This window comes from Sorangium sp. So ce1335, assembly GCF_051521615.1.
Lineage (GTDB): Bacteria > Myxococcota_A > Polyangia > Polyangiales > Polyangiaceae > Sorangium.
Genome location: NZ_CP150363.1, coordinates 7,898,010 through 7,920,913, shown reverse-complemented (window position 1 = coordinate 7,920,913; position 22,904 = coordinate 7,898,010). Strand labels below are relative to the sequence as shown.

At 72.3% G+C, this 22,904-nt stretch carries 13 protein-coding genes; 5 read left to right on the top strand and 8 right to left on the bottom strand.

Features of this window, described 5'->3' with window-relative positions; genetic code table 11:
- Window positions 1-270 precede the first annotated feature (270 nt).
- Complete coding sequence (locus WMF24_RS29140; RefSeq protein ID WP_437730680.1) at window positions 271-2,739, bottom strand: LamG domain-containing protein; 2,469 nt, start codon at window positions 2,737-2,739, stop codon at window positions 271-273.
- 1,033 nt (window positions 2,740-3,772) lie between these two features.
- Window positions 3,773-5,308, bottom strand: a complete 1,536-nt coding sequence (gene cysS / locus WMF24_RS29135; RefSeq protein WP_437730679.1) for a cysteine--tRNA ligase — start codon at window positions 5,306-5,308, stop codon at window positions 3,773-3,775.
- Window positions 5,309-5,507: 199 nt separating this feature from the next.
- Between cysS and WMF24_RS29130 the strand changes: the two genes are divergently transcribed.
- Window positions 5,508-6,572, top strand: coding sequence for a class I SAM-dependent methyltransferase (locus WMF24_RS29130; protein WP_437730678.1), 1,065 nt, complete (start codon window positions 5,508-5,510; stop codon window positions 6,570-6,572).
- 120 nt (window positions 6,573-6,692) lie between these two features.
- On the opposite strand, the gene WMF24_RS29125 is transcribed toward WMF24_RS29130, so the two are convergent.
- Window positions 6,693-8,243, bottom strand: a complete 1,551-nt coding sequence (locus WMF24_RS29125) for a serine/threonine-protein kinase (RefSeq protein ID WP_437730677.1) — start codon at window positions 8,241-8,243, stop codon at window positions 6,693-6,695.
- A gap of 119 nt (window positions 8,244-8,362) precedes the next feature.
- Here WMF24_RS29125 and WMF24_RS29120 point away from each other — a divergent pair, with 119 nt between their 5' ends.
- Window positions 8,363-12,319 carry a protein kinase domain-containing protein gene (locus WMF24_RS29120; RefSeq protein ID WP_437730676.1) on the top strand — a complete coding sequence of 1,319 codons (3,957 nt, stop codon included), beginning with the start codon at window positions 8,363-8,365 and terminating at the stop codon, window positions 12,317-12,319.
- Window positions 12,320-12,511: 192 nt separating this feature from the next.
- Entirely contained in the window at window positions 12,512-13,402 is an 891-nt protein-coding gene (locus tag WMF24_RS29115; RefSeq protein WP_437730675.1) for a hypothetical protein, read from the top strand.
- A 53-nt stretch (window positions 13,403-13,455) separates the two neighbouring features.
- Here the strand turns inward: WMF24_RS29115 and WMF24_RS29110 are convergent, their stop codons facing one another.
- From WMF24_RS29110 to WMF24_RS29090, 5 genes are all read right to left on the bottom strand, one after another.
- On the bottom strand, window positions 13,456-15,513 hold the full coding sequence (locus tag WMF24_RS29110) for a protein kinase domain-containing protein (protein ID WP_437730674.1): 2,058 nt from the start codon (window positions 15,511-15,513) through the stop codon (window positions 13,456-13,458).
- Window positions 15,514-15,612: 99 nt separating this feature from the next.
- Window positions 15,613-16,248 (bottom strand): hypothetical protein, encoded by a 636-nt coding sequence (locus WMF24_RS29105; RefSeq protein ID WP_437730673.1) that lies wholly within the window; start codon window positions 16,246-16,248, stop codon window positions 15,613-15,615.
- A gap of 26 nt (window positions 16,249-16,274) precedes the next feature.
- A complete protein-coding gene (locus WMF24_RS29100) occupies window positions 16,275-16,796 on the bottom strand; it encodes a hypothetical protein (protein WP_437730672.1) in 522 nt (173 codons plus the stop codon).
- A gap of 69 nt (window positions 16,797-16,865) precedes the next feature.
- Window positions 16,866-17,951 carry a fibrinogen-like YCDxxxxGGGW domain-containing protein gene (locus WMF24_RS29095; RefSeq protein WP_437730671.1) on the bottom strand — a complete coding sequence of 362 codons (1,086 nt, stop codon included), beginning with the start codon at window positions 17,949-17,951 and terminating at the stop codon, window positions 16,866-16,868.
- Between the two features lie 94 nt (window positions 17,952-18,045).
- Window positions 18,046-19,224 (bottom strand): PAS domain S-box protein, encoded by a 1,179-nt coding sequence (locus WMF24_RS29090; protein ID WP_437730670.1) that lies wholly within the window; start codon window positions 19,222-19,224, stop codon window positions 18,046-18,048.
- A gap of 334 nt (window positions 19,225-19,558) precedes the next feature.
- Here WMF24_RS29090 and WMF24_RS29085 point away from each other — a divergent pair, with 334 nt between their 5' ends.
- Both WMF24_RS29085 and WMF24_RS29080 read left to right on the top strand, forming a co-directional pair.
- Window positions 19,559-20,458 carry a 1,4-dihydroxy-2-naphthoyl-CoA synthase gene (locus tag WMF24_RS29085; RefSeq protein WP_437730669.1) on the top strand — a complete coding sequence of 300 codons (900 nt, stop codon included), beginning with the start codon at window positions 19,559-19,561 and terminating at the stop codon, window positions 20,456-20,458.
- Between the two features lie 460 nt (window positions 20,459-20,918).
- Entirely contained in the window at window positions 20,919-22,805 is a 1,887-nt protein-coding gene (locus WMF24_RS29080) for a glycoside hydrolase family 9 protein (protein ID WP_437730668.1), read from the top strand.
- Window positions 22,806-22,904: the final 99 nt, after the last annotated feature.

Genomic DNA, 22,904 nt, shown 5'->3' with positions numbered 1-22,904 from the left:
AGAAAGATAGCTTGGTATTCAAATTACCTCACGGCTGGCGCCCGAGGCAACCGTCGCGCAGGCGATATCGTGCTCCTGCGGCCCGACGTGCAGGCGAGGGCCCGCCGCGCACGGCGGGCGCCGGGTTGCGCGGGATCGAGGGGAGGTGTCGTGCGCTGCGGGAGGGCTGGCCCGGCCGCGGGGAGATGCGACGGCGGCCGGGGCGCCCGGCGCGGGGCGGGGGGCGGCGGCCCGGCCGCGCTCCCGCACCCGCGCCGGGGCCGAGGAAGATCAGTGGACGCGCCCGATGCCGCGGCGGATGAACGCCGAGCGGCTCGCGGCGGCCGGCGCGCTCAGCCTCGCGGCGGGCGCCTCGGCTGCGAGGGCAGGGGCAGGCTCGCAGACGAGCGCCGCCATGTCCTGATTCCGGCGCCCAAGATCGTTCAGGGTGCGCAGCTCACCGGTCAGCGGATCAGGCATGTTGATCCCGGTCATGAAGCCCGACAGGAACGCCTCGCCGCCGGGGAACCTCGGGTTCACGTGCAGGAACGGCGTCCCGGTCTCCAGCCCGTGGCACCCGCTGCAGGTGTTGAGCGAGAACTTGTGCCGCGCCTCGTTGTTGACGATGCCCGGCGCGAACCACGCCGTGGGATCGTTGAACGACGAGCCGGCGAGGAACGGCGCGCCCTGGAACACGTCGGGCACCGTGTGCCGCTCCACGAGGATGTCGGCCTCGTTCTGGTTCACGAAGTCCGCGAGCGTGGGCGTCCCGTTGAAACCGAGGTCCGGCGTCAGCTTGACGGTCTCCGGGCGCAGGAAGCCCGTATCGGGCGAGAGGACGAACTCGCGCAGCTCCCAGGGCCCGGCGAGCGCGATCTCGTTCGTGCGGATCTGGCTGATCGAGCTCCCGTTCGGCTTGCCGGGCGCGGCGTTCCGGCCCGCGAACCGCGTTGTGATCGCCTGGAGCGCTGCGTTGTACTCCTCGGACGGGAAGGGCAGGCTGCCGAGGGCGTGCCAGTCGTTCGCCCAGTCGAGCACGTCGGCCTCCGTCGACGCGGGGAGCTTGTACTCCAGGATCAGGGTGAACTGCTGCGCGAAACCCTGGCTGAAGACGCCGAACACGAACCTGCCCTCGCCCGCGTGGCCTTCGTCCAGGTTCCGCACGTCGATGCGGTTGACGATGCCGAGCAGCAGGAGCGGCGCCCGCCGGAGGTCGAGCGACCCGTCGGCGTTCCTCGGCCACTCGTCGAGCACGACCTGCTGAATGGCCGGGCGCGCCGGCACCGTGAAGCCGTTCACGGCCTGATCGCTCAGCCAGGTGCTGAACATCTGCTCGACCATGGCGGGCGCGTCGGCGGGCGTGGGCGCCATGTCCTCCATCAGGCGCGCGAACGTCCACGCGCCCGTCCGCGGGTCGTCCGGCGGACCATCGAACGTCGTGCGGATCGGATCCTCGACCACGCTGAGGTGCTTCACGAAGATCTCGCGGCTCGTCCGGACGAAGCACCCCGTCGGCTCGGCCATCTCGTAGTTGAGGGCGCCCGATCCGACGATGAACTCGGGCGAGCTGAAGTCGAGGATGGAGAACGGGATCTGCCGGACACCGGGCTCCGCGTCGACGCTGCCGGTCACGGTGACCGGGAACGTCACCGTGGTCCCGGGCTCGACCCCGGGGAAGAACGGGGGATCGGCGGAGATGCTGAGCCCCTCCTGGCCGAAGAGCTCGAGGAAGTAATCCCTCGGGAAGCACGCGCCGACGTCGTTGTTCGTGACGGCAATCTGGTACGATACGGGCGTCTCCGGGGCGACGGGGCCGCTGCTCTCCGGCGTGACGCTGAACGTCACGGGGCGCCTCAGGCAGGAGAGCTGGGCGATCTCGCTGGCGGTCGTCGGGCTGGCGGAGAGCCAGACCTCGTCGAGCAGGCCCGTGAAGCGCTGCTTCTGCGGGTTGTTGCCGACATGGATCGGCGCGCTGATGTCGGCGATCGTGCCCGGCGCGCTGATCTGGCCGAACTGCTCGCCGTTCAAGAAGAGCCGCACGAACCTGCCGTCGTAGATGCCGGCCACGTGCGTCCACACGTTGGGCTCGATCGCGGCGCGGGAGGTGATGGTCCGCCCGCTCTGGAGGGTCACGGAGAACCGCACCTCGCCGTTCCGGATGGCGAGCGAGAAGCTCGAGTCGCCGTTGCCCTTCTCCTGCACGATCGTCCGCACCGTGGACCCGGACACGGAGGTCGGGTTGACCCACGCGGCGACAGCGAGGTTCTGTCCAAACGTGAAGCGGGGATCGTCGTCGACCGTGACCGTGTCGTTCTTGTGATCGAAGGAGATGCCGAGACCGCTGACGCCCGGCGCGCAGGCCGCCCCGGTCGAGCGGGTGGCCGTCGAGCCGTTGCCCGACGAGTCGAGCAGCGCTGTCGTCGAGCCGCCGCAGTCGTCGAACTGCCAGAACCCGACGCCCGGCGGGCCTACCGGCTCCGGCGGATCGACCGGGCCGCCGCCGACGCCGCCGCCCTCGCCGCCGGCGCCGGTGCCGGTGACGGTGACGCTGCTGGTGACGCTGCCCGCAAAGCCGCCGGTACCGCCGCCGCCGCTACCGCCGACGCCGACGGTGACGCCGACGCCGCTGACGGTCACGGCGCTCGTCGAGCCGGGCGGCCCGCCGGCCTCGCCGAGCGCCAGTTCCGCATCATCGAAGGAGCCTTCATCGACGCCATAGCTTCCGCATGCGGCGGCGCCCAGGGCGACGAGGGCGAGCACCGCAGCCGAGCTGGTTTTGATTGCTAGAGGATGGGCGAAGCCGAAGGAGAGGTTCCGCATCTGCGTTCTCGTTGGGTAAGAGTTGACTGCACGAGCGCCGGCCGACCGCAGCGCGCGCTGCGGCCGGTGACGCGAGCAGGTGTCGGTGTGACCCGATCGGGCTGTTCGTGATCGGGCGCTGGTGCGAGTCGCCTATTGGCAACCGCCATGCCCGATCCGAAGAGATGATTTCCCCCTGCCGCGTCGAGGCCGGTGGTGCCTGGCCATGATTTCCGAGCCCGGCTCTGGCACACCTGGCTCACCAACAATACGACACCGGATGGGCCCGTCGCCGGACAAGCACGCTTCCCGCACTTCCGATCGTGCGCGCGGCGCGACAGCGCTCCTCGCGCCCTGGCGCCCTCGCGCCCTTGCGCCATTCGTGATTCCGCGATGCGGTCGCCCTTCGTTCAGAACGCAGTGCGGCGAGCTCCGGTCGTGCCGCACCGCGATTGCGTCATGAAGGCGGCGTCCCGTCATGAAGGCGGCGTCCCGTGGGGACGTGTCGTCACTCCGTCGCCTTCATGGTGCCTGTCGTCCGTCATGCCGCGCGCCGCAATGGCCGGCCAGCGCGCCGCAATGGCCGGCCAGGGCGCCGTGATGGCCGGCCAGCGTTCCTCCCGCCGCCGGGCTACGCTTCTGGCGCCCTCTATAGAAGGAGGAGACGACACCGGCGCAGGGCGTCCTGCGGCGCGGCCGGCGGTGCACAACGGCGTCAGGACGGCTGCGCGGCGGACGTACCGCCGGGGCCGAGGCGTCGAGCCATGGGGCGGCGCCGGCGTACGCCGCCGCGGAGCGGCGGCCGCGTATCCGGCACGATTCCGGCGCGCGGTCGGCGATCAGGCCTGTTACGGACTCTGGTACATCCGTCTTGCGGCGGAGGACATCCGCCTTGAAGACGGACCCGGCACGACGCTCTCGGTCTCGGCGCGCAGGCGCGCCTGCGCGCCGAGGACGCCAGTCCGGGCCCGTCTCCCGCGCAGGAGCGCTCCGCTCAGGCGCTCCAGCGCGGGCCCTGCGGCGTGTCCTCGAGCACCACCCCCGCCTCGGCGAGCAGGTTGCGGATGGCGTCCGCCTTGGCGAAGTCCTTCGCCTTCCGCGCGGCCTGGCGCATCGCGATCAGCCGGTCGATGGCGGCGTCGCCCCCGCGCCCCGCCGCGCCCTCGGCCGGGGCGAACGCGTAGTCGGCCACGAGCGCCGGATAGAGCGCCGGCTCGGCGATCTCCACCCCGAACACCGCGAGGTGGCGCGCGATGGCTCGATAGACGGCGAGCAGCGAGTCGCGGTCGTCGCATTGCTCGATCCCGGCCGAATAGAGCGCGCTCACGTAATCGAAGAACGCGGCCACGGCGTTCGGCGTGTTGAGGTCGTCGTCCATGGCCTCGATGAAGCGTGCGATGAAGCGCTCGGTGTGCTCCCCGAACCGGCCGTGGACATACTGGTGGCGCATCCGCGGGACGCGCTCCTCCTCCGGCCGCTGCGACGCGTACGTCCCTGCGGCGAGGGGCTCGTCGCCCGCGCCGCGCAGCTTCTCGGCGAGGACGGCCGCGAGCTTCTTGATGCGCGCGTAGCCCTGGGAGGCCTGCTGGAGCAGCTCCCAGCCGAACGGGAGCTTGCACCGGTAGTGCTGCGTCACGAAGAACCACCGCGCCTCGTCGTGTCCGTGCCGGGACAGGAGCTCCTCGATGGAGATGACGTTGCCGAGGCTCTTCGACATCTTCATGTCCCTGAGATCGAGGTGCTCGGGGTGCAGCCAGTAGCGCACCCAGGGCCTGCCGCAGAGCGGCTCGCTCTGCGCGATCTCGTTCTCGTGGTGCGGGAACATGTTGTCGATGCCGCCGCCGTGGACGTCGAAGTGGTCGCCGAGCAGCGCCGTGCTCATCGCCGAGCACTCGATGTGCCAGCCCGGTCGCCCCGTCGGCCAGGCGTCCTCCCCGGTGCGCCAGCCCGGCTGGCTCGCGTCGGTCGGCTTCCAGAGGCTGAAGTCCGCCGGGTGCCGCTTCCGCGCGAAGTCCTCCTCGACGCGGCCGCTCGCGCCGACCTCCTGCTCGTCGATCTTGCGCCCCGAGAGCTCGCCGTACGACGGGCAGGTGCCGACCTCGTAGAGGACCTCGCCGTTCACCGTGTACGCGTGGCCCTTCTCGATCAGGCGCTTTATCATGTCGACCTGCTCGTCGACGAAGTCGGTCGCGCGCGTGTAGACGGCGTAGTCCTTGATGTGCAGCTTGCGGCAGTCGCGCCGGAACCCCGCGATGTTCCGCTCCGCGACGTCGACGGCGCCCTCGCGCTCGCTCGCGCGCTGGATGATGCGGTCGTCGATGTCCGTGTAATTGATGATGCTCAGCACATGATAGCCGCGGTACTCGAGGTAGCGGCGGAAGACGTCCCAGAAACAGTAGGTGCGCGCATGGCCGATGTGCATCGGAGCGTAGACCGTGAGACCGCATGTATAGATGCGCACGATCTTCGGCTGGGCGGAGACGAAGGGCTCCTTCTTCCTCGTGAGCGTATTGTGGACCCTGAGCGGCATCGGCCACCTGCGTGAGTGTGCGAGCTTTCCCTGGACCGGGGACGCTACCCTGGCCCTGCCGTCCGGTCAACGCGGAACATCGCGGTCTTTCGCGAGATTTCCCGGGGGTTTTCGCGGTTTTCTGGCGCGCGCTTCGCGTGGTTCCGGCGCGCGCGGTGGGCTCTTGCGGCCGTCGTCTCTTCAGTCTACGCCGCCGTGCATGCACACCACGTCAAGAACGGTCCTGTTCGTCCTCGCCGGCGCGCTCACCGCCTGCGCCGGGAGCCCCCCGCCCGTGGAGAGCGCCCCGCCGCCCGCGCCGGCCCCCACGGAGGCTCCGCCGCCCGCGCCGGCCGTGCAGCCGGAGGCGGCGAGCCCGCCCAAGGCGGACCCCGAAGAGGAGAAGAAGAAGGCGGAGCTCGCCAAGCTCGCCGAGGACATGAAGGCCATGGAGGCCAAGGCCGACCAGGAGGCGGCGCGCTTCGACGACGCGCTCAAGGCCGAGGTGAAGGCGCTCGTCGCGGCCAACCACCCGAACGCGGGCGCGGCGTTGCGCGCGGCGCTCAAGGGGAAGCACCGCGCCCCGGGCCACGCCGAGCGCGACGCGGCGAGGCACCCGGTCGAGACCCTCGAGTTCTTCGGCCTCAAGCCGACGAGCACCGTGATCGAGCTCGGGGCGGGCGAGGGCTGGTACACGGAGCTGCTCGCGCCGGTGCTCGCCAAGAAGGGCAAGCTCATCGTCACGGCCTATGACCCGAACGGCCCCGCGGACTCGCGCAACACCCTTTACGGGAAGCGGACGAAGCGCATGCTCGACAAGTCGCCCGAGCTGTTCGGCAAGGTCGACCTCGTCGCGATCGACCGCGACGACCCGAAGCTCGGGATCGAGGGCAAGGCCGACCTCGTGATCGCCATTCGCGAGGCGCACGGCTGGCACCGAACTGGCAAGTTCGACACCTACGTCGCGGAGGCGTTCAAGGCGCTCAAGCCGGGCGGCGTCTTCGGCATCGTGCAGCACCGCGCCAAGCCCGACGCGAACCCCGATGAGAGCGCGAAGCAGGGATACCTCCCGGAAGCGTGGGTGATCCAGAAGGTCGAGTCGGCCGGCTTCAAGCTCGGCGGCAAGTCCGAGGTGAACGCCAATCCGAAGGACACGAAGGACTACCCCGAAGGGGTCTGGACCCTGCCGCCGAACTTCCGGCTCGGCGACAAGGACCGCGCGCGCTACGCCGCCATCGGCGAGAGCGACCGCATGACCCTCAAGTTCGTCAAGCCCGCCCGCTGATCCGCGCGCCCGGCGCCGCGAGCCCCGTCGAGCGGCTCGCGGCGCGCGCGCCGACCTCGCCAGAACATCGCGCGTGCGCGCTCGGGCGCACACCGCCGCGAGCGGCGGTCGAGGCCCGCCTCACGCCGGCGCCGCGTCGCCGCCCGGCGGCGCGACGACGCGGCGCATCGGGATCGTGGCGCCCGGGGCGCCCGACGCGCGGTGCGAGCCGAAGCCGAGGCCGTCGAGCATGGCCGGCGACGCATACACGCCCGGCGTCGCCGTCTCCGGCAGGCACGACGAGAGCTCGACGACGTTCCCGCCCACCATGGATCCGTCCTCGGTGACCACCACGTCGCCGGCGTGGAGGCAGAGGCGGATGCCGACCCGCCTGTCGCGTTGCCCGGCCCCGTCGAGCCGCCCGTACAGCGCGAGCGCGGCCCCGAGCGCGCGGCGGCGCGCCTCCTTGCCGCCGAGATCGTCGCGCGGCCAGTCCGCCGAGAGCAGCACGCTGGTGCTCGTGATCGCGAGCGGCGTGAACCCGGCGGCCGCGAGATCGGTCATCGCCTGCGGGAGCACCGCCTCGAAATCGGTCAGGAACGAGTCGGTCGGGGCCTCGAGCGCGCGGGTGTCGGCGAGCACCTCGACCAGCAGCCCGATCGCGAGGCGCCTCGTGCGCCCCCCTTCCGCCGCGTCGGCGCGGAGGACCCGCGCCGTGGCGACCCGGACCTCCTCCAGGAACGCCGTGACGTCGGGCTGGCGGCCGGCCGGGTCCTTGCTCATGGCCCGCACGACGATGTCGTCGAAGGCCGGGTCGACCGGCGCGTGCAGGCTCGGCCTGGGCGGCGCCTGGTGCAGGTGCAGGTGGCGCAGCACGGGGTACGCGCTCGCCGAGAACGGCATCGAGCCGGCGATCATCGTGTAGAGCAGCGCGCCCAGCGCGTAGACGTCGGTCCGCATGTCGACGGGCCGGTTGAGGAGCTGCTCGGGCGACATGAACGCCGGCGTCCCCACGACGTGCCGCGACGACGTGAGCGACAGGTCCGTCGTGTCGAGCAGCTTCGCGACGCCGAAGTCGAGGAGCACGACCCGCATCCCGCCGCCCTGATCGCACAGGATCACGTTCGACGGCTTCACGTCGCGGTGGATGATCCCGACCGCGTGGACCGCGGCGAGCGCGCTGCAGAGCGGATCGAGGATCGCGAGCGCCTCGTCGGCCGGCAGCCGGCCGCGCGAGAACAGGTGCTGCTCGAGGCTCCTGCCCTGCAGCAGCTCCATCGCGTAGTAGGGCCGCCCGTCGTCGAGCCGCCCGACGTCCAGGATCTCGACGACGCTCGGGTGCCGGATCCGCCCGATCGCGTCCACCTCGCGCTGGAAGCGGAGCACCACGTCGGCGCGCGAGATCAGCTCGGCGTGCATGATCTTGACCGCCGCCGGAGCCCCGCTCGCCGCGTGCACAGCGCGGTAGACGACGCCGAACCCGCCCTCGGCGATGACGCCGTCCAGGAGGTATTCGCCGGCCCTCGGCGCCACGGCGATCGGGATGCCCGGGCCGTCGCCCTCCCGCTCGCGCGTGTCGAGCGTGCGCAGATCCCACGTCGCCGACGTCCCGGGCAGCGGCGCGCCCGCGGCGGGCGCATCGACAGGCGGCGTTGCAGCGGACGGCTCATCGTCACGAGGATCGTTCTTCATACATGGCAGGTGCCGAGTTCTCGCGTTACTGTAGGCGTAAGCCGGGGTCCAATGCGACCCTCCATTGCCTTCGACATCGCTGAATCATGCACCGTTGCGCCGTATGTCACGGGCGGCTCATGCAGGGCGCACCGTGCGTCAGAGACGGCTTCGCGCCGCCGCTCGGCGAGCGCGGGGCCCTGGAGCGCCCGGCGCCCGCTGTCGAGGGCTTCGCGGTGCTCGGCCCGCTCGGGCACGGCGGGTTCTCCGACGTCTGGGCGGCGCAGCGGTCCGACGACGGCGCGCCGGCCGCCGTCAAGGTGGCGCGGCAGGCGACGCGGCACGTCCGCGAGCGATTCCAGCGCGAGGCCGCGCTCGCCGAGCGCGTGGGCGTGCCGCACGTCGCGCAGCTCTACGCGCGCGGCGAGCTCCCCGGCGGCCGGCCTTACCTCGCCATGGAGCGGCTCTTCGGCCGCACCCTGGCCGAGGAGCTCGCGGCGCTGCGCGCGCCGCCCCACCCCGACCGCGTCGCCGAGCGCGCCGACGCGATCCTCGCCGTGCTCGAGGCGACGCACGCGCGCGGCGTCGTCCACCGCGATCTGAAGCCCGAGAACCTCTTCTTGCTGGGATCGAGCGGCCGTGCCGTGCTGCTCGATTTCGGCCTGGCGAAGCTCGCCTCCGCCGACGGCGAGCCCGCCGCGTCCGCCGCCGCGACGCGCGCCGGCGACATCGTCGGCACGCCCGAGTACATGGCCCCGGAGCTGCTCCGCGGCGGCGCGGCGCGGATCGACCCGCGCGCGGACATCTACGCGTTCGGCGTGATCCTGTTCGAGCTGCTCACCTTGCGCCCGCCGTTCGTCGGCGACGCGAACGCCGTCGAGCACGGTCACCTCGCGCTGCGCCCGCCGCGCCCGGGCGATCTCGCCGACGTCCCCGACGGGCTCGAGGAGCTCACGCTCGCCTGCCTCGCCAAGGACCCGTCCCGCCGCCCGGACAGCGCCGCCGCGCTCCGCCGCACCCTGCACGCCCTGCGCGCGCGGCCTCCTGCCGACACGATCCCGCCGCCCTCCGCGCCGCGGTCCGGGCCGCGCTCCGCGCCGCGGTCGTCACCGCAGGTCGACGGCCTCGCGACGGCCGCCGCCGAGGGCCGGCAGCCGGTCGCGCTGCTCTTCGCCGAGACCGGCGCGGGGCCGGTGATCGCGGCGGTCGGCGGCCGCCGCGGGTTCATCGCGCGCCAGCGGGGGCAGCGCTGCGTCGCCGTGTTCTCCGCGAGGGACGTCGACGACCCGGCCCGCGCCGCGCTCGCCGCGGCGCGCGAGCTCGCGCAGCGCGGCGGCGTGCGCGCGGCGCTGCACCTCGCCAGCGTGCGCCTGCGCCGCGTCCCCGGCGGCCTCCACGCCGTCTACGGCACCCCGGTCGAGCGCCCCGAGACGTGGCTCCCGGCCGAGCCATGGTGCGGCCTCGCGATGACCGAGGAGTTCGAGCGCGCGCTCCCCGACGAGGAGATCGCGCCCACGCCGCCGGACGCGCCCGACAGCATGGCGGAGCCGCCGCTGCTCGGCCGCGACGACGTGCTCTCGGCGCTCGCCGGCAGCGCGACCGACGCCTTCGACGGGACGTGCCCCGGCCTGTTCACGCTCCTCGGCGACGCCGGCCTCGGCAAGACGCGCCTCACGGCCGAGGCCGCTTGCATCGCCGGCGTGCCGGTCCCCGACGCGCGCGTCGTCGCCGTGCGCGCGCTCCACCCCATCCACGGCGGCGCGGCGCACGCGGTCCGCACGCTCCTCCGCATCGCGCTCGACGCGCCCGACGAGATCCCCGACGACCCGCGCGCCTTCTGCGTCGACCGGCTCGGCGAGCCGCTCGGCGGCGCGGCCTGGGAGGCCGTCGCGGCGGCGCTCGGCTGGGCGAGCGTGAGGGGCGTGCGGCCGTCCGGCGTCGCCCGCCACAGCCTGATGCTGGCGCTCGCCGAGGCGCTCCGCCGGCGCGCGCGCCGCGGCCCGCTCGCCGTGATCCTCGACGACGCCGACCAGGCGGACGACGTGCTGCTCGACGCCCTCGAGTACGCCACGCTCGACGGCGAGGGCGTCCTCCTCTGGGTCGTCGTGGCCGCGACCCCGCGCTTCGAGCAGGCCCGCCCGAGCTGGGGCCAGCGCAACCAGCGCCACACCCGCGTGACGCTCGCGCCGCTCGCGGAGGCGGCGGCCATGGATCTGGCCTCGCGCCTGCTCCTGCCGGCGGAGTACCCGCCCGCCGAGACCCTCCGCCGGCTGGCCGGCTGGGCGGGCGGCAACCCGGACTGCCTGCGGCAGATCGTCCGTTCGCTGAAGCACGCGGGCGTCGTGCACCGGCGCGCCGGCGGCGGCTTCTACGTCGCGACCGCCGAGGTCGAGGCGCTGCCGCCGGTGCCGGCGTGGCAGTGGCTCGCCGCGCGGCAGCTCGACGACCTGCCGCCGGAGCTCGCGACGTGCGCCAGGGTCTGCTCGGCGCTCGGCAAGTCGTTCGATCGCGCCGAGCTCGAGGCCGTGCTCGACGGCCTCGATCGCGCGGGCGCCACCGGGCCGATGGTCGACGCGGGCTTCGGCCTCGCGGCGCTCGCCGAGCGGCGCATCCTGCTGCGCGAGGCCGAGAGCCGCGGCCGCGTGGGCGAGTGGCACGCCTTCCAGAACGCCGTCCTCCAGGAGGCCGTCTACGAGATGCTCGACCCGGCCCACCGCGCCGCGATCCACTGCAGCGCGCTCGCCTACTGGCGGGCGCAGGTGGCGGCCGGCTCGACCGGCGGGCTCCGCGCGCTCGCGCGCCACGCCGCCGCGTGCGGCGAGCGCGCCGAGGCCGCCGGCGCCTACCTCGCGCTCGGCGACCTCGCGGCCGCGCGGCACGACGCCGTCGAGGCGGACCAGCGCTACGACGCCGCGCTCCACGTCGCAGACCCGGACGACGCGCCCCGGCGCGTGCGCGCGCTCGCGGGCCGCGGCAGGAGCCGCTACCGCATGTGCCGCATCCGGGAGGCGCGCGTCGATTTCGGCGACGCGCTCGCGCTCGCCCGCGCGCTCGGCGACGCGCGCCTCGAGGCGACCCTCCTGCTCGAGGACGCGACAGCGCTCGACTGGGCCTTCGAGTTCGACGAGTCGGCGCGCCGCGTGGACGAGGCGCGGCCGCTCGTCGAGGCGCTCGGCTCGCCCGAGCTCTCGCTGCGCCTCCGTGTCGCCGAGGGGCGGACCTTGTGGCGGCGAGGGCGGCTCGAGGAGGCGACAGCGGAGCTCGCGGCGTGCGCCGAGCGCGCCGCCGCGTCGGGGGACTACGATTGCCGCGTCCTCGCGCTGATCATGCTGTCGTTCCAGCTCGCGGCGGCGGGGCGCCGCGAGGAAGCCGAGCGCACCTTCAGTGAGCTCATCGCGCTGGCGGCGGACGCCGGCGATCGATTCCATCTGTGCACGGCGTACACGAACCGCACGGCGCTGTGGGCCTGGAGCTGGTCGCTGCCGGGCGCCGTCGACGACTTCCGCCGCGCCGTCGATCTCGCGCGCGAGCTCGGCAATCCCTGGATGGAGAAGGCCGCTTCGTACAACGTCGCCGTGCTGCTCCACTGGAGCGACAGGCAGCGCGAGGCGCTCGCGCTCGCGCGGCGCGCCCGGTGGCTCGAAGAGCAGGCCTCGGAGGGCCCGATGCCGCAGACGGCGATCCTGATCGCGCAGATCCACCTCGCGCTCGACGAGTACGAGCAGGCGAACCAGCTCGCGCTCTGGATCGAGCGATCCTGCGCTCTCGGCCCTGGCGACATCCCCGATCACTCCTTGCTCCAGCTCGTGCTGTCCGAGGTCGGGGTCCGGCCGGCCAGCTCATCCTCTCTCTCGTGGAGCGCGGCAGTGCAGCTCGCGAAGGAACAGCCCTTCGTCGAGATAGCGCTGCTGGTCCTCTACTGGCGCGCGCGGATGGCGCTGCGTCGAGGACACACCGACGAGGCCGCCGACGCGCTCGCTGGCGCGCGGGAGCGCCGCGGGGACAGCCCCATGTGGCTGTCCCGCTTCGGCGAGCTGGAGCGCGCGCTCGACGAAGCCCGGAGGACCACGGACGTTCGTACAGGCCTGTCGACCTGAGTCGACAGACCATGTTCCGTCCCGTGTTCGGGCGAGTCTGTGTTTCTACACAGGCGACGTGCACCACTTTTCAGTATTGCGCGTATTCCATCAGGGTGAAAGAATTGCAATCACAGGAAGAGCGAGCGTGTCGGGAGTGCCCGTCATCTCGGCTTCCTCGGGTTGTCGGGAGATTCCTTGGAGGAGAGCTGGATGTTATCAATTCGATCCGTCGCTGTCGGTCTCCTTGCCTGCAGTGCGCTCACGGCGGGGTGCGTCGGTCCATCGGACACGCCGCCGCTCGGGTCGGCGGAGCTGCCGGCGCGGCGCGAGGTGGTGCCCATCGGCCTCAACGGCCTGAAGCCCGCCGATTTCTGGGCCACGGACAACCGCGCCGCGCTCCGCGCGCTCGGCGGCGCCGCGCTCGTCGGCGCCGGGGACGTCGTTGTCGCGACGCCGCTGCTCGCGACCGACGGCGGGCGGAGCGTGCTCGATCACCTCGTGCGCTGCGCGCTGCCCCTCGACGGCGTCGTCTATGGCCCTGACGGCGAGCCGTTTTACGGCGAGTTCGGGTTCGCGCCGGCGTGGACCGGGCGCGCGCTCAACACCTCGGAGCAGCGGTGGGTCTCGGCGTGCATGTTCCAGCACCTGAACGGCTCAGGCGAGCATGTGGATATCCTGCTGCAGGGCAAGCACCCGGCCCTCGAGTGCTCCCGGGACGAGGAGCCGTTTTCGGAGTTCGTCGTGAAGGACGCCACGATGTACGGCAACGCCTTTCTTCCCGGGCACATCGTCGGATTCACCTGCCTCAACCCCGAGCTCTCGGGGGCGCTGTCCGCGCTCTCGCTGAGCTGCCCGCTGGACCTCGGCCTCCTGGTCCTGGAGCGCCCCTGCGGCTACCTGCCGACGTGCGGCATGGCCCTCACGGGGCTCTGCAACCTGGTCTGCACGAAGGACGCCGCCGGCGATCAGACGTGCCACACGCTCCCGCTGGTCGGGCCGCTGCTCGCGCCGCTGCTCGGGTCGCCCTATCCCGAGACGATCCGGACGGAGCTACGCGACAGCGACCTCCTCCCGCTCTACCCCGGCTGCGGCCTGCTCTGACCTGCGCCGTCGGCGCGCGGCCGGAGCCCGGGTGAGCGCGCCGCGCCGACTCGCTACGTCCCGAGCCGCGCCTTGAGCTGCTGAATCGCCTCCGCGATCGCCTTGTCGTCGCGGAAACAGCACGGATCGGCGCGCCTGCAGCGCGCGCCGTGCAGCACCTGGAGCTCGAAGAGCGTGCGCTCGTCGCCCTCGGCGGCGGCGCGGCCGAAGAGCGCCCGCTTGCCGTTGCACGTCGCCTTGCGGAACGCGTAGGTGACGCGGAGCGCGGGCGTCGCGCGCGCCATCACCGCGGGCCGGGCCAGGATCTCGCCGGCGCGCCGGGCGGCCTTCGTGCCCCCGCGCGCGCGCACCACGTCGAGCAGCACGTCCAGCCCGCCGGTGCCCAGCTTGTTCGTGAGCAGGTCGAACACCTGATCCGCCGCCGGGTTGTCCTCCTCGAACGCGATGCCTGCCACGGTGGACACGACCTCCTCGCGCAGGCCCCTGCTCAGCAGCATCTCCGGGTCGGCCTCCGCGAGGGCCAGCATCGCCCGCGCCGCGTGCACCCAGTTCCTCGTCGCCACCGCCCGGCTCAGCTGCGCGCGCACCGCCCTCGGGCCGCTCGTATCGTCCTCGGGCGGCGCGGTCGCCGGCGGCTCCGGGGGCGGCGCGGCCGGCGCGGGCGGCGGCTCCACGGCGGCCGGCGCGGGCGCCGCCGCGGTCGCCTGTGGTCGCCGCAGGGCCAGCCAGATCGCGCCGCCGCCGATCGCGAGCGTCGCCAGGGCCGCCAGCGCCACCGCGACGGGGGCCCAGCCGGCCGAGGGCCTGGCCCGGCCGGGCGCCTGCGCGAGCAGCGTGCGCCGCGGCCCCGACCAGGCGGGCGGCGGCTGCGCCCCGGGCGCGGCCCGCCCGGCCTGCCCCGCCGCGGCCGCCGCCTGCCCCGCCGCCGCGGCCGCCGCCTGCCCGGCCGCCCTCGGAGCCGCGATCGCCCCCGCCGCCACCGGAGCCGCGATCGCCCCCGGCACCGCCGCCTGCGCCTGCGCGGCCGCCTGCGCCTGCGCCGCCGCGTGCGCCTGCGCCTGCGCCGCCGCCGCGCGCGCGACCGCCGCCAGCGCCTCGTCGAGGGCCGCGATCGCGTCGTTCGCCGTCTGGTAGCGGAACGCCGCGTCGTGTTCCATGAGCCGCGCCACGACCTGCTCCACCTCGCGGGGCACCTCCAGGTCCGGAGCGCGCGCGCGGAGCGGGGGCGGCCCGGCCGGGCCCTGCTGCTTGAGCCGCTCCACCACGTTCTTCGCGTCGAACGGGTGCTGCCCGGTCAGCATCTCGTAGAGCACGAGCCCGAGCGCGTACAGGTCCGCGCGCGCGTCCACCGCGTCCATCCCGCGCAGCGCCTCCGGCGCCAGGTACGCGAGCGTGCCGAACACCTCGCCGGCGCTCGTCAGGGCGGGGCTCGGGCCCGACGTCTTTCGGGTCTGGCTGGACAGGAGATCGACATTCACCTTCGCGAGCCCGAAATCGATGAGCCGCACCTGATCGTGCGCGTCGAGCAGGACGTTCTGCGGCTTCACGTCGCGGTGGACGATCCCCTTCTCGTGCGCCGCCGCCAGCGCCGACGCGAGCTGGCGCGCGATACGGAGCGCCCGCGCCGGCTGGAGCCGCCCCCCCGTCGTCACCTCCTTGAGCGGCGTGCCCTCGACGTACTCCAGGATGAGGAAGTACGACGCGTCGTCCAGCTGGCCGAAGTCGATGGCCGCGACGACGTTCGGGTGCCGGATGTGCGCGCCCGCGACCGCCTCGCGCTCGAACCGCGCCACGAGCTCCGGCATCCTCCGCGCGACCGGCCGGAGCAGCTTGATCGCGACCTGCTTGCGGAGGTGCACCTGCTCGCCGCGGTACACGGCGCCCATCCCGCCCTCGCCGATCAGCTCGTGGACGCGGTAGCGCCCCGAGATGAGGCTCCCGACCAGCGCGTCCCCGCCCGCGGCGGCGGCCGCCGCCTCGACGTCCTCGGCGAGCGCCGAGCTCGAGAGCTCCTCCAGGGCGGGGGTGGCCGGCGCCCCGGGCCGCTGCACCGTGAGCTCCTCGATGAATGCCGACTCCAGCGGCTCCTCGGATCCCGGCGTCTCCGGCATGCCGCGCAGGATATCAGGAGAGCCGCCTCGCCGGGCAACCGACGCGGCGCGCGCGCCCGTCGCGGGTGCGCGGGAGTGCGCGCCGCGGGGCGGCGCGGCTCACAGGAGGAACGATACGCCGAGCGAGAACGCGGGATACCCGAGTCGCATCGTCAGCGTGACGTTCTCCGTGAAGTGGAAGCGCCCTCCGACGAACACGACCGGCGAGACCCCGGGGAGCACGCGCCGGTCCAGGTCGCCGAGATAGAGCGCGAGCCCCGGCTCGCCGAAGACGGACCAGCGCCGGTGAAGCCAGAAGTTCCATTGCATCACCACCGAGCCGAACAGGTAGTTCGACGCGTCCCCGTACGCGTCGACCTCGGTGCAGATGCGCGTGCCCGCAGGCCCGTTCTCGAAGCGCGTGCAGTCACCACGGTAGTTTCCGCGGCCCCCGTAATGAAGGCCATCGAGGCCGAAGCCGATGCCGACCGAGTCGTTGAGCTTCTTGATGAAGCCGTTCGGCGCGATGTCGATGGTGGCGCGGAACCCGGCGCCGACGCCCGTCCCGACGCCGGGGCCGAGCGGCTCGAACGGCGCGATGAGGAGGTGCGGCTCCAGCTCGACCTTGTAATCCGGGCGATCGCCGGGGCGCTTGATCGTCATCTGCGCCTCTCCGACCCCGGCCCACCCGAGCGTCAGCGCCACGAACGAGAGCGCGGCCGCAAGCAGGCGCGGCGCGCGAAGCTGCGATGTCATCGCTGTCTGCATGATCTCGGTCTCCATCAGCATGCGCCGCACGCGCGCGAGCCGTTGGGGCACATGACGGCCGCCTCGTCGTCGGGGCACGTGACGCGGCACTCGCCGCCCACGTTCTCGCAGAACACCTGGCAGGAGCCCCGACACTCGACCTCGCAGGTCCCCACGTTCCGGCAGGTCACCACGCTGCTCGAGCCCACGACGACGCCGCACCGGCTCGTGTCGTGGCACTCGTACCGGCAGTCGCGCTCGCAGATGGCCCCGCACGCCGCGGTGTTATGGCACTCGAGGTCGCAGCCGTCCCCGCAGGAGGCAGAGCACTCGTCGACGTCGAAGCACTCGAACGAGCACTCGTGCTCGCAGACGGCGCCGCAGCGGTCCATCTGGAAGCAACGCTGATCGCACCTGTCACCGTCGCAGCCGAGGTAACAATCGTCTCCGTGGGAGCACTCGCACGCTTCTCCCTCCACGCAGGCGCCGCTGTTCCAGCAGCTCGCCAGGCCGACGCCTGCGAGGAGCGTGAGCAATATCAGTGCATAAAAGCGCATGGCCGGGCGAGCATAGCTTGGCCTCCCGAAAGTGTCACGAAATCCGCGGAGGTACGCCCACGGGCCGCCTCACCACCGCGTCCAGCGGGAGATTCGCCTCACGCGTGTATGGGGGGTACCGTCGCTGGCGAGCGCGACCCGCTCGGCGATGTGCGTCGCGAGATGGGGGCCCCAGCCACCGTCGTCGAACGGCTCGTCCGCGTCCGCGCCGAGGTTGTACTCCCAGCATTGCGCGTAGTGCTGCGTCACGTTCTGGTGCTCGGCCGCGCAGTTCCGCGGGTACGGGTCGCCGTCGTGGTCGTGCGACGACCACCCCGAGAGGAAGTGGGCAACGAAGATGTCGGCGTTGCCTGCCGCGTGCGTGGGGCGGAGGAGCTTCATGGTCTCCGGGTCGATGCCCTCGGCCGTCGCGCGCATGACCTCCTTGACGGTGCCCTCGAGGTCCTCGACGTCGTCGCGGTACTCGCGACCGACCGCGTAGAGGGAGCCCATGTAGAAGTTCTGACCGAGCGCCGGCTCTCCCCTCGTCCCGAGCCGCTCGGCGTAGGGGATGTTCCAGAACCGCAGCGTCTTTCCCGCCTCCGACCCGACGCTGTTGTAGAGGAGCGCCCACCCCCCGCCGTCGGTCTCCAGATCGCACATCGCGGCGAGCTCCGGCTCGGGGCCGGGCCCGTCCAGATCGAGCGTGTGGACGCCGCTCGGCAGGCCGCGGGGGACGTCCCCGCAACGGGCGTACGTGCACCCCTTGTTCGCCGCGCCGTCGCAGTCCTCGTCCTCGGCGGTGTCGCAGCGATCGGGCGTCGGCAGGACCTGGTCAGTGCACGGGCCGTACCCGTTCCCTTCCTCGTCGCAGACCCTCACGCCGCTGCGACAGGCGCCGCGGTTCAGCGTCCCGGGGGGCCCGCCGTAACAGACCTCCTGGCTGCCGGGATCGCAACGGCGCCCGCCGCCGCCACCGCCGTCGCCCGAGGCCGAGCCGCCGCCGCCGGCGCCGCCGCCGCCGGCGCTCGCCGCCGAGCCGTCGTCGCCGAACCTCCGCACCTTCGTCGAGCAGGCCGTCGCGGCGGTGAGCAACACCATGGCAGCGCAGCAGGCCCCCGCGGCCGAGCCCTTGCCGAGCACCATGCGACATTTGCCGATACGAGCGCCTGCCATGGTGCCTTATACACCGGCCGCGTCGGCGTGTGCACCGGCCGCGCGCGGGCGGTGGGCGGGGGCTTCGCCGCTCAGCGCGATGCCCCGGCGGTCGTCACAGGGGGCGGAGCTGGGCCGGGCTCTGGCCACCTTGCAGCGCGAAGGAGATGGCGCTCTGGAGGGTGCTCTTCGTGAGGATGCCCCCGAGGTCGAGCCCGAGCCCGACCAGCGTCTGCGCCACCGCCGGCCGGAGGCCGGTCAGGATCGTCCTTGCGCCGAGGAGCTGCAGCGCCCTTGCCGTGTCGACGAGCGCGGAGGCGACGCGCGTGTCGATCTCCTTGAGCCCTGTCACGTCGAGGATGACTGTCTGCACCTGCGTCGCCTGGACTCCATCGAGCGCGACCGACATCACCTGTGCGATCCGCTCCGAGTCCATCTGGCCGATCAGCGGCATGACCACGATGCGATCGGTGATCGGGATGAGCGGCGTCGACATCGCCTGCATCGAGTCGCGGAGCCGCGCGAGCGTCCGCTCGAGCTGCCCGAGCACCTCCTTGTAGGACGTGACGTCGTGCGCGGTGCCGTAGACGAGGCGGCGCGAAGGATCCTCGGACGCGTCCATGTGCGCCGTCCACGCGAGCCACTTGTACGAGCCGTCCTTGCACGCGTACCGGTTGTCGAACCGGATCGTCGTGCGGCCCTGGAACAGGGCGGTGGCCTCGGCGACCGTCGCCTCGCGGTCGTCGGGGTGGACGAACTCGATGAACGGCCTCGCGGTCATCTCCTCGGGGGACCAGCCGAGCGTCTGCTCCCAGGCCGGGTTTGCGTGGCGGAAATACCCGTTTGCGTCCAGGGTCACGAGCAGGCCCACCGAGACCCGGAACAGCTTCTCGTACACCGTCGCGAGCTCCGTCACGCGCGCGAGCTCCTCCGCCCGCTCGCGGTCGCTCGTCACGTCGATCGCCGTTGCGTAGATGAGGCGCTGCTCGGGGGCACCGTCCATGTCCACGCCGGCCGCCCAGCCGAGCCACCTGTACGAGCCGTCCTTGCACCGGTAGCGGTTGTCGAACCGGGCGACCGTGCGGCCCTGGAAGAGCCCGGCCGCCTCCGTGAGCGTCGCCTCTCGGTCGTCCGGGTGGACGAACTCGATGAACGGCTTGCTCCTGAGCTCGTCGAGCGACCAGCCCAGGGTCCGCTCCCAGGCGGGGTTCAGATCATGAAAGTGGCCCCGCGCGTCCGCGGTGGCCAGGAGTCCTGCCGAGAACTGGAAAAGCTTTTCTTGCCTCAAGCCCATGTCATCCCCTGTGCGGTCGCGGCGCGCGCTCCTCGCCGCGGCCGCTCGCTTCCCCGTCGCCCCCTGCCCGATGCAGGCGGACGCCGCCGCGCTGTCCGGCAGGAGCGCGCGGTCGCGCGCCGCCAAAGCGAGGTGGGGCCCACCGATGCGTCGGAGCTTGCTTGTCCACGAGATCGACTTTTATGTCAAGGGCATCCGCGGCTCCCGGCGGTTGTCGGCAGGAGCGGTCGGAGCCGAGGGTGCGTGCGCGTCCGTGGCCGGCGTCCACTGTCGGTGTCACCGCGGTTGCCAGGCCACTGGCAGGCGGGTAGGGTCCGCGCCCAAGGAGTGGACCATGACCGTCTCTGCGATTTTCGACCCGGCGCGCTGGCGTGAAGTCGACGGGTTCTCGTTCGAGGATCTCACCTATCACCGCGCCGTGGATCAGGGCACCGTGCGCATTGCGTTCAACCGCCCCGAGGTGCGCAACGCGTTCCGCCCCCGCACCGTCGATGAGCTCTACACGGCGCTCGAGCACGCGCGCACGACCGCGGACGTGGGGTGTGTGCTGATCACCGGCAACGGGCCTTCTCCCAAGGACGGCGGCTGGGCGTTCTGCTCCGGCGGAGATCAGCGCATCCGCGGCAAGGACGGCTACAAGTACGAGGGCGAGAGCGCGGGGCAGGCCGATCCGGCGCGGCTCGGCCGGCTCCACATCCTCGAGGTGCAGCGGCTCATCCGGTTCATGCCCAAGGTGGTCATCGCCGTCGTGCCCGGCTGGGCGGCCGGCGGCGGCCACAGCCTCCATGTCGTCTGCGACATGACCCTCGCGAGCCGCGAGCACGCGATGTTCAAGCAGACGGACCCGGACGTGGCGAGCTTCGACAGCGGTTATGGCTCGGCGCTGCTCGCGCGGCAGGTCGGCCAGAAGAAGGCGCGGGAGATCTTCTTCCTCGGGCTCGACTACACGGCAGAGCAGGCGGCGGCGATGGGCATGGTCAACGCCGTCGTCCCCCACGCCGAGCTCGAGGAGGAGGCGCTGCGGTGGGGCGCGATCATCAACTCGAAGAGCCCCACCGCGATGCGGATGCTGAAATACGGTTTCAACCTGCCTGACGAGGGGCTGGTCGGACAGCAGCTCTTCGCCGGCGAGGCGACCCGGCTCGCCTACGGCACGGACGAGGCGCAGGAGGGCCGAGACGCATTCTTGGACAAACGCCGTCCGGATTTCAAGCGCTTTCCCTGGCACTACTGATCCCGGCGCGCCGCCCGCCCCCCGGCGGGCTCGGCCGCCCGCTCCGGCCAGCCGGAGATCTCACGTAACTACGCAGAAATAGGACAGAAACCCGTGAAGCGCCCGGTGCGCCGAGCGCAGCGGCCGCGGCCGCCTGTTCGGGTGGTTCTGTATAATTATGCCCAAGTTGCTCGTGGACGACGCCTTCATGACGCCGCGACGCGTGATCGCGATGACGCTGCAACGCGTGATACGCCACACGGTGAAGTCACGAGATCTCGCCGCGCCCGGAACGCGCGTCTGTGCTTGACAACGACACCCGCTCCATCGATTGTTGCGCCGTCATACGGTTCCGTGCGCGTCGTCTCTGCTGCGGGACTGTCAACTTTAGCTGGAGATGCTGATTATGCTTTCTGCTTCAAGGTCGGCTGGTTGGAAGCGTTCGTGGCTGTCTCTGGGGGGGTCGCTTCTTCTGGCGCTCGTGGGCGGCCTCGCCGCGGTCGGCTGCGGTGACGACGATCCGTCGGGCGGCAACGGCGGGTCGGGCGCGGCGAGCGGCACGGGCGGCTCGGGCGGCGACGGCGGCGGCGTCGCCGAGGGCGGCGGGGGCGGCGGCGGCGGCGAGGTGCCGGTCGAGACCGTGCCGCCGTCCGGTGATGAGCAGATCCGCGTCAACCAGGTCGGCTACCTGCCGAACGCCGCCAAGTTCGCGACCGTCGTCGCCGCGTCGGACAAGGCGCACGAGTGGCAGCTCGTCGACGCCGCCGGCACGGTGGTGGCCCGCGGGGCGACCCGGGTCGTTGGCAACGACGCGAGCTCCGGCGAGCACGTGCACATCATCGACTTCTCCGACTTCGTGACGGAAGGCCAGGGGTACACGCTGCGCGTCGGCGACGTGTCGAGCCACGCGTTCGACGTGAGCCCGACCATCTACTCCCAGATGAAGTACGACGCGCTCGCGTACTTCTATCATAACCGCTCCGGCATCGAGATCCTCGAGCAGTACGTCGGCCCGGACCACGCGCGCCCGGCGGGGCACCTGCCGGATCAGGCGCCCTGCGCTCCGGATATCGGGTGCACGTACACGCTCGACGTCACCGGCGGGTGGTACGACGCCGGCGACCACGGCAAGTACGTGGTGAACGGCGGTATCTCCGCGTGGACGCTGCTGAACCAGTACGAGCGCCTCGTCGCGCTCGGCTCCACCGCGGGCGATTTCGGCGACGGCAAGCTGAAGATCCCCGAGAGCTCGAACGAGATCCCCGACCTCCTCGACGAGGCCCGCTGGGAGATCGAGTTCTTCCTCAAGATGCAGGTGCCGGAGGGCCAGGCGAACGCGGGCATGGTGCACCACAAGATGCACGATGAGAGCTGGACCGGCCTGCCGCTGGCGCCGCACGAGGATGAGGAGCCGCGGTATCTGCGCCCGGTCAGCACCGCGGCGACGCTCAACGTGGCGGCCACCGCGGCCCAGGCAGCGCGCATCTGGCGCGAGCTCGACCCCGAGTTCTCCCAGGAGTGCCTCGAGGCCGCCACGCGGGCGTGGGACGCCGCCCAGGCGAACCCGGACGTCATCCCGGACGAGAGCGCGGTCGTGGGCGGCGGCGCCTATGGCGACAACGAGCTGAGCGACGAGTTCTACTGGGCGGCCGCCGAGCTCTTCATCACGACGGGCGACGCGAAGTACCAGGCCGAGCTCGCGGAGTCGGACTACACCGAGAAGCTCCTCGGCGAGGCCGGCACCTTCAGCGCCATGACGTGGGGGCAGGTCGACGGGCTGGGCGCCATCTCGCTCGCCGTCGTCGACGCCCAGCACTCGGCGGCGGAGCGCGAGGCGGCCCGGACGAAGCTGACCGCCATCGCCGACAAGTACCTCGAGGCCATCGACGCGGAGGGATACCGGCTCCCCTTCACGGCGGACGACACCGGGTATCCCTGGGGCTCCAACTCGTTCGTGCTCAACAACATGCTCGTCCTGGCGCTGGCGCACGACTTCACCGGCGAGCAGAAGTACCTCGACGGCGTCGTGTCGGGCGCGGACTACATCCTCGGGCGCAACGCGATGGACAAGTCCTATGTGTCCGGGTACGGCGAGAACCCGCTCAAGAACCCGCACCATCGCTTCTGGGCTGCCCAGCTCAGCAACGATTACCCGGCCGCCCCGGCGGGAGCGGTCTCCGGCGGGCCCAACACCGCACGGCAGGACCCGATCGCCATGGAGCAGATCGACGCCGCGTGCGCGCCTCAGAAGTGCTATATCGACGACATCGAGGCGTGGTCGGTCAACGAGATCACCATCAACTGGAACGGTCCGTTCGCCTGGGTCGCGTCCTGGCTCGACGAGAAGGGCACCCAGGGCGCCCAGTGACGTGAGCTGACGTGGGCTGACGTGGGCTGACGACGTCGGCTGACGTGGAGCGGTGCGGTCGCGCGGACCGCACCGCTCCTTCGCCCCCTCCCGACCCCG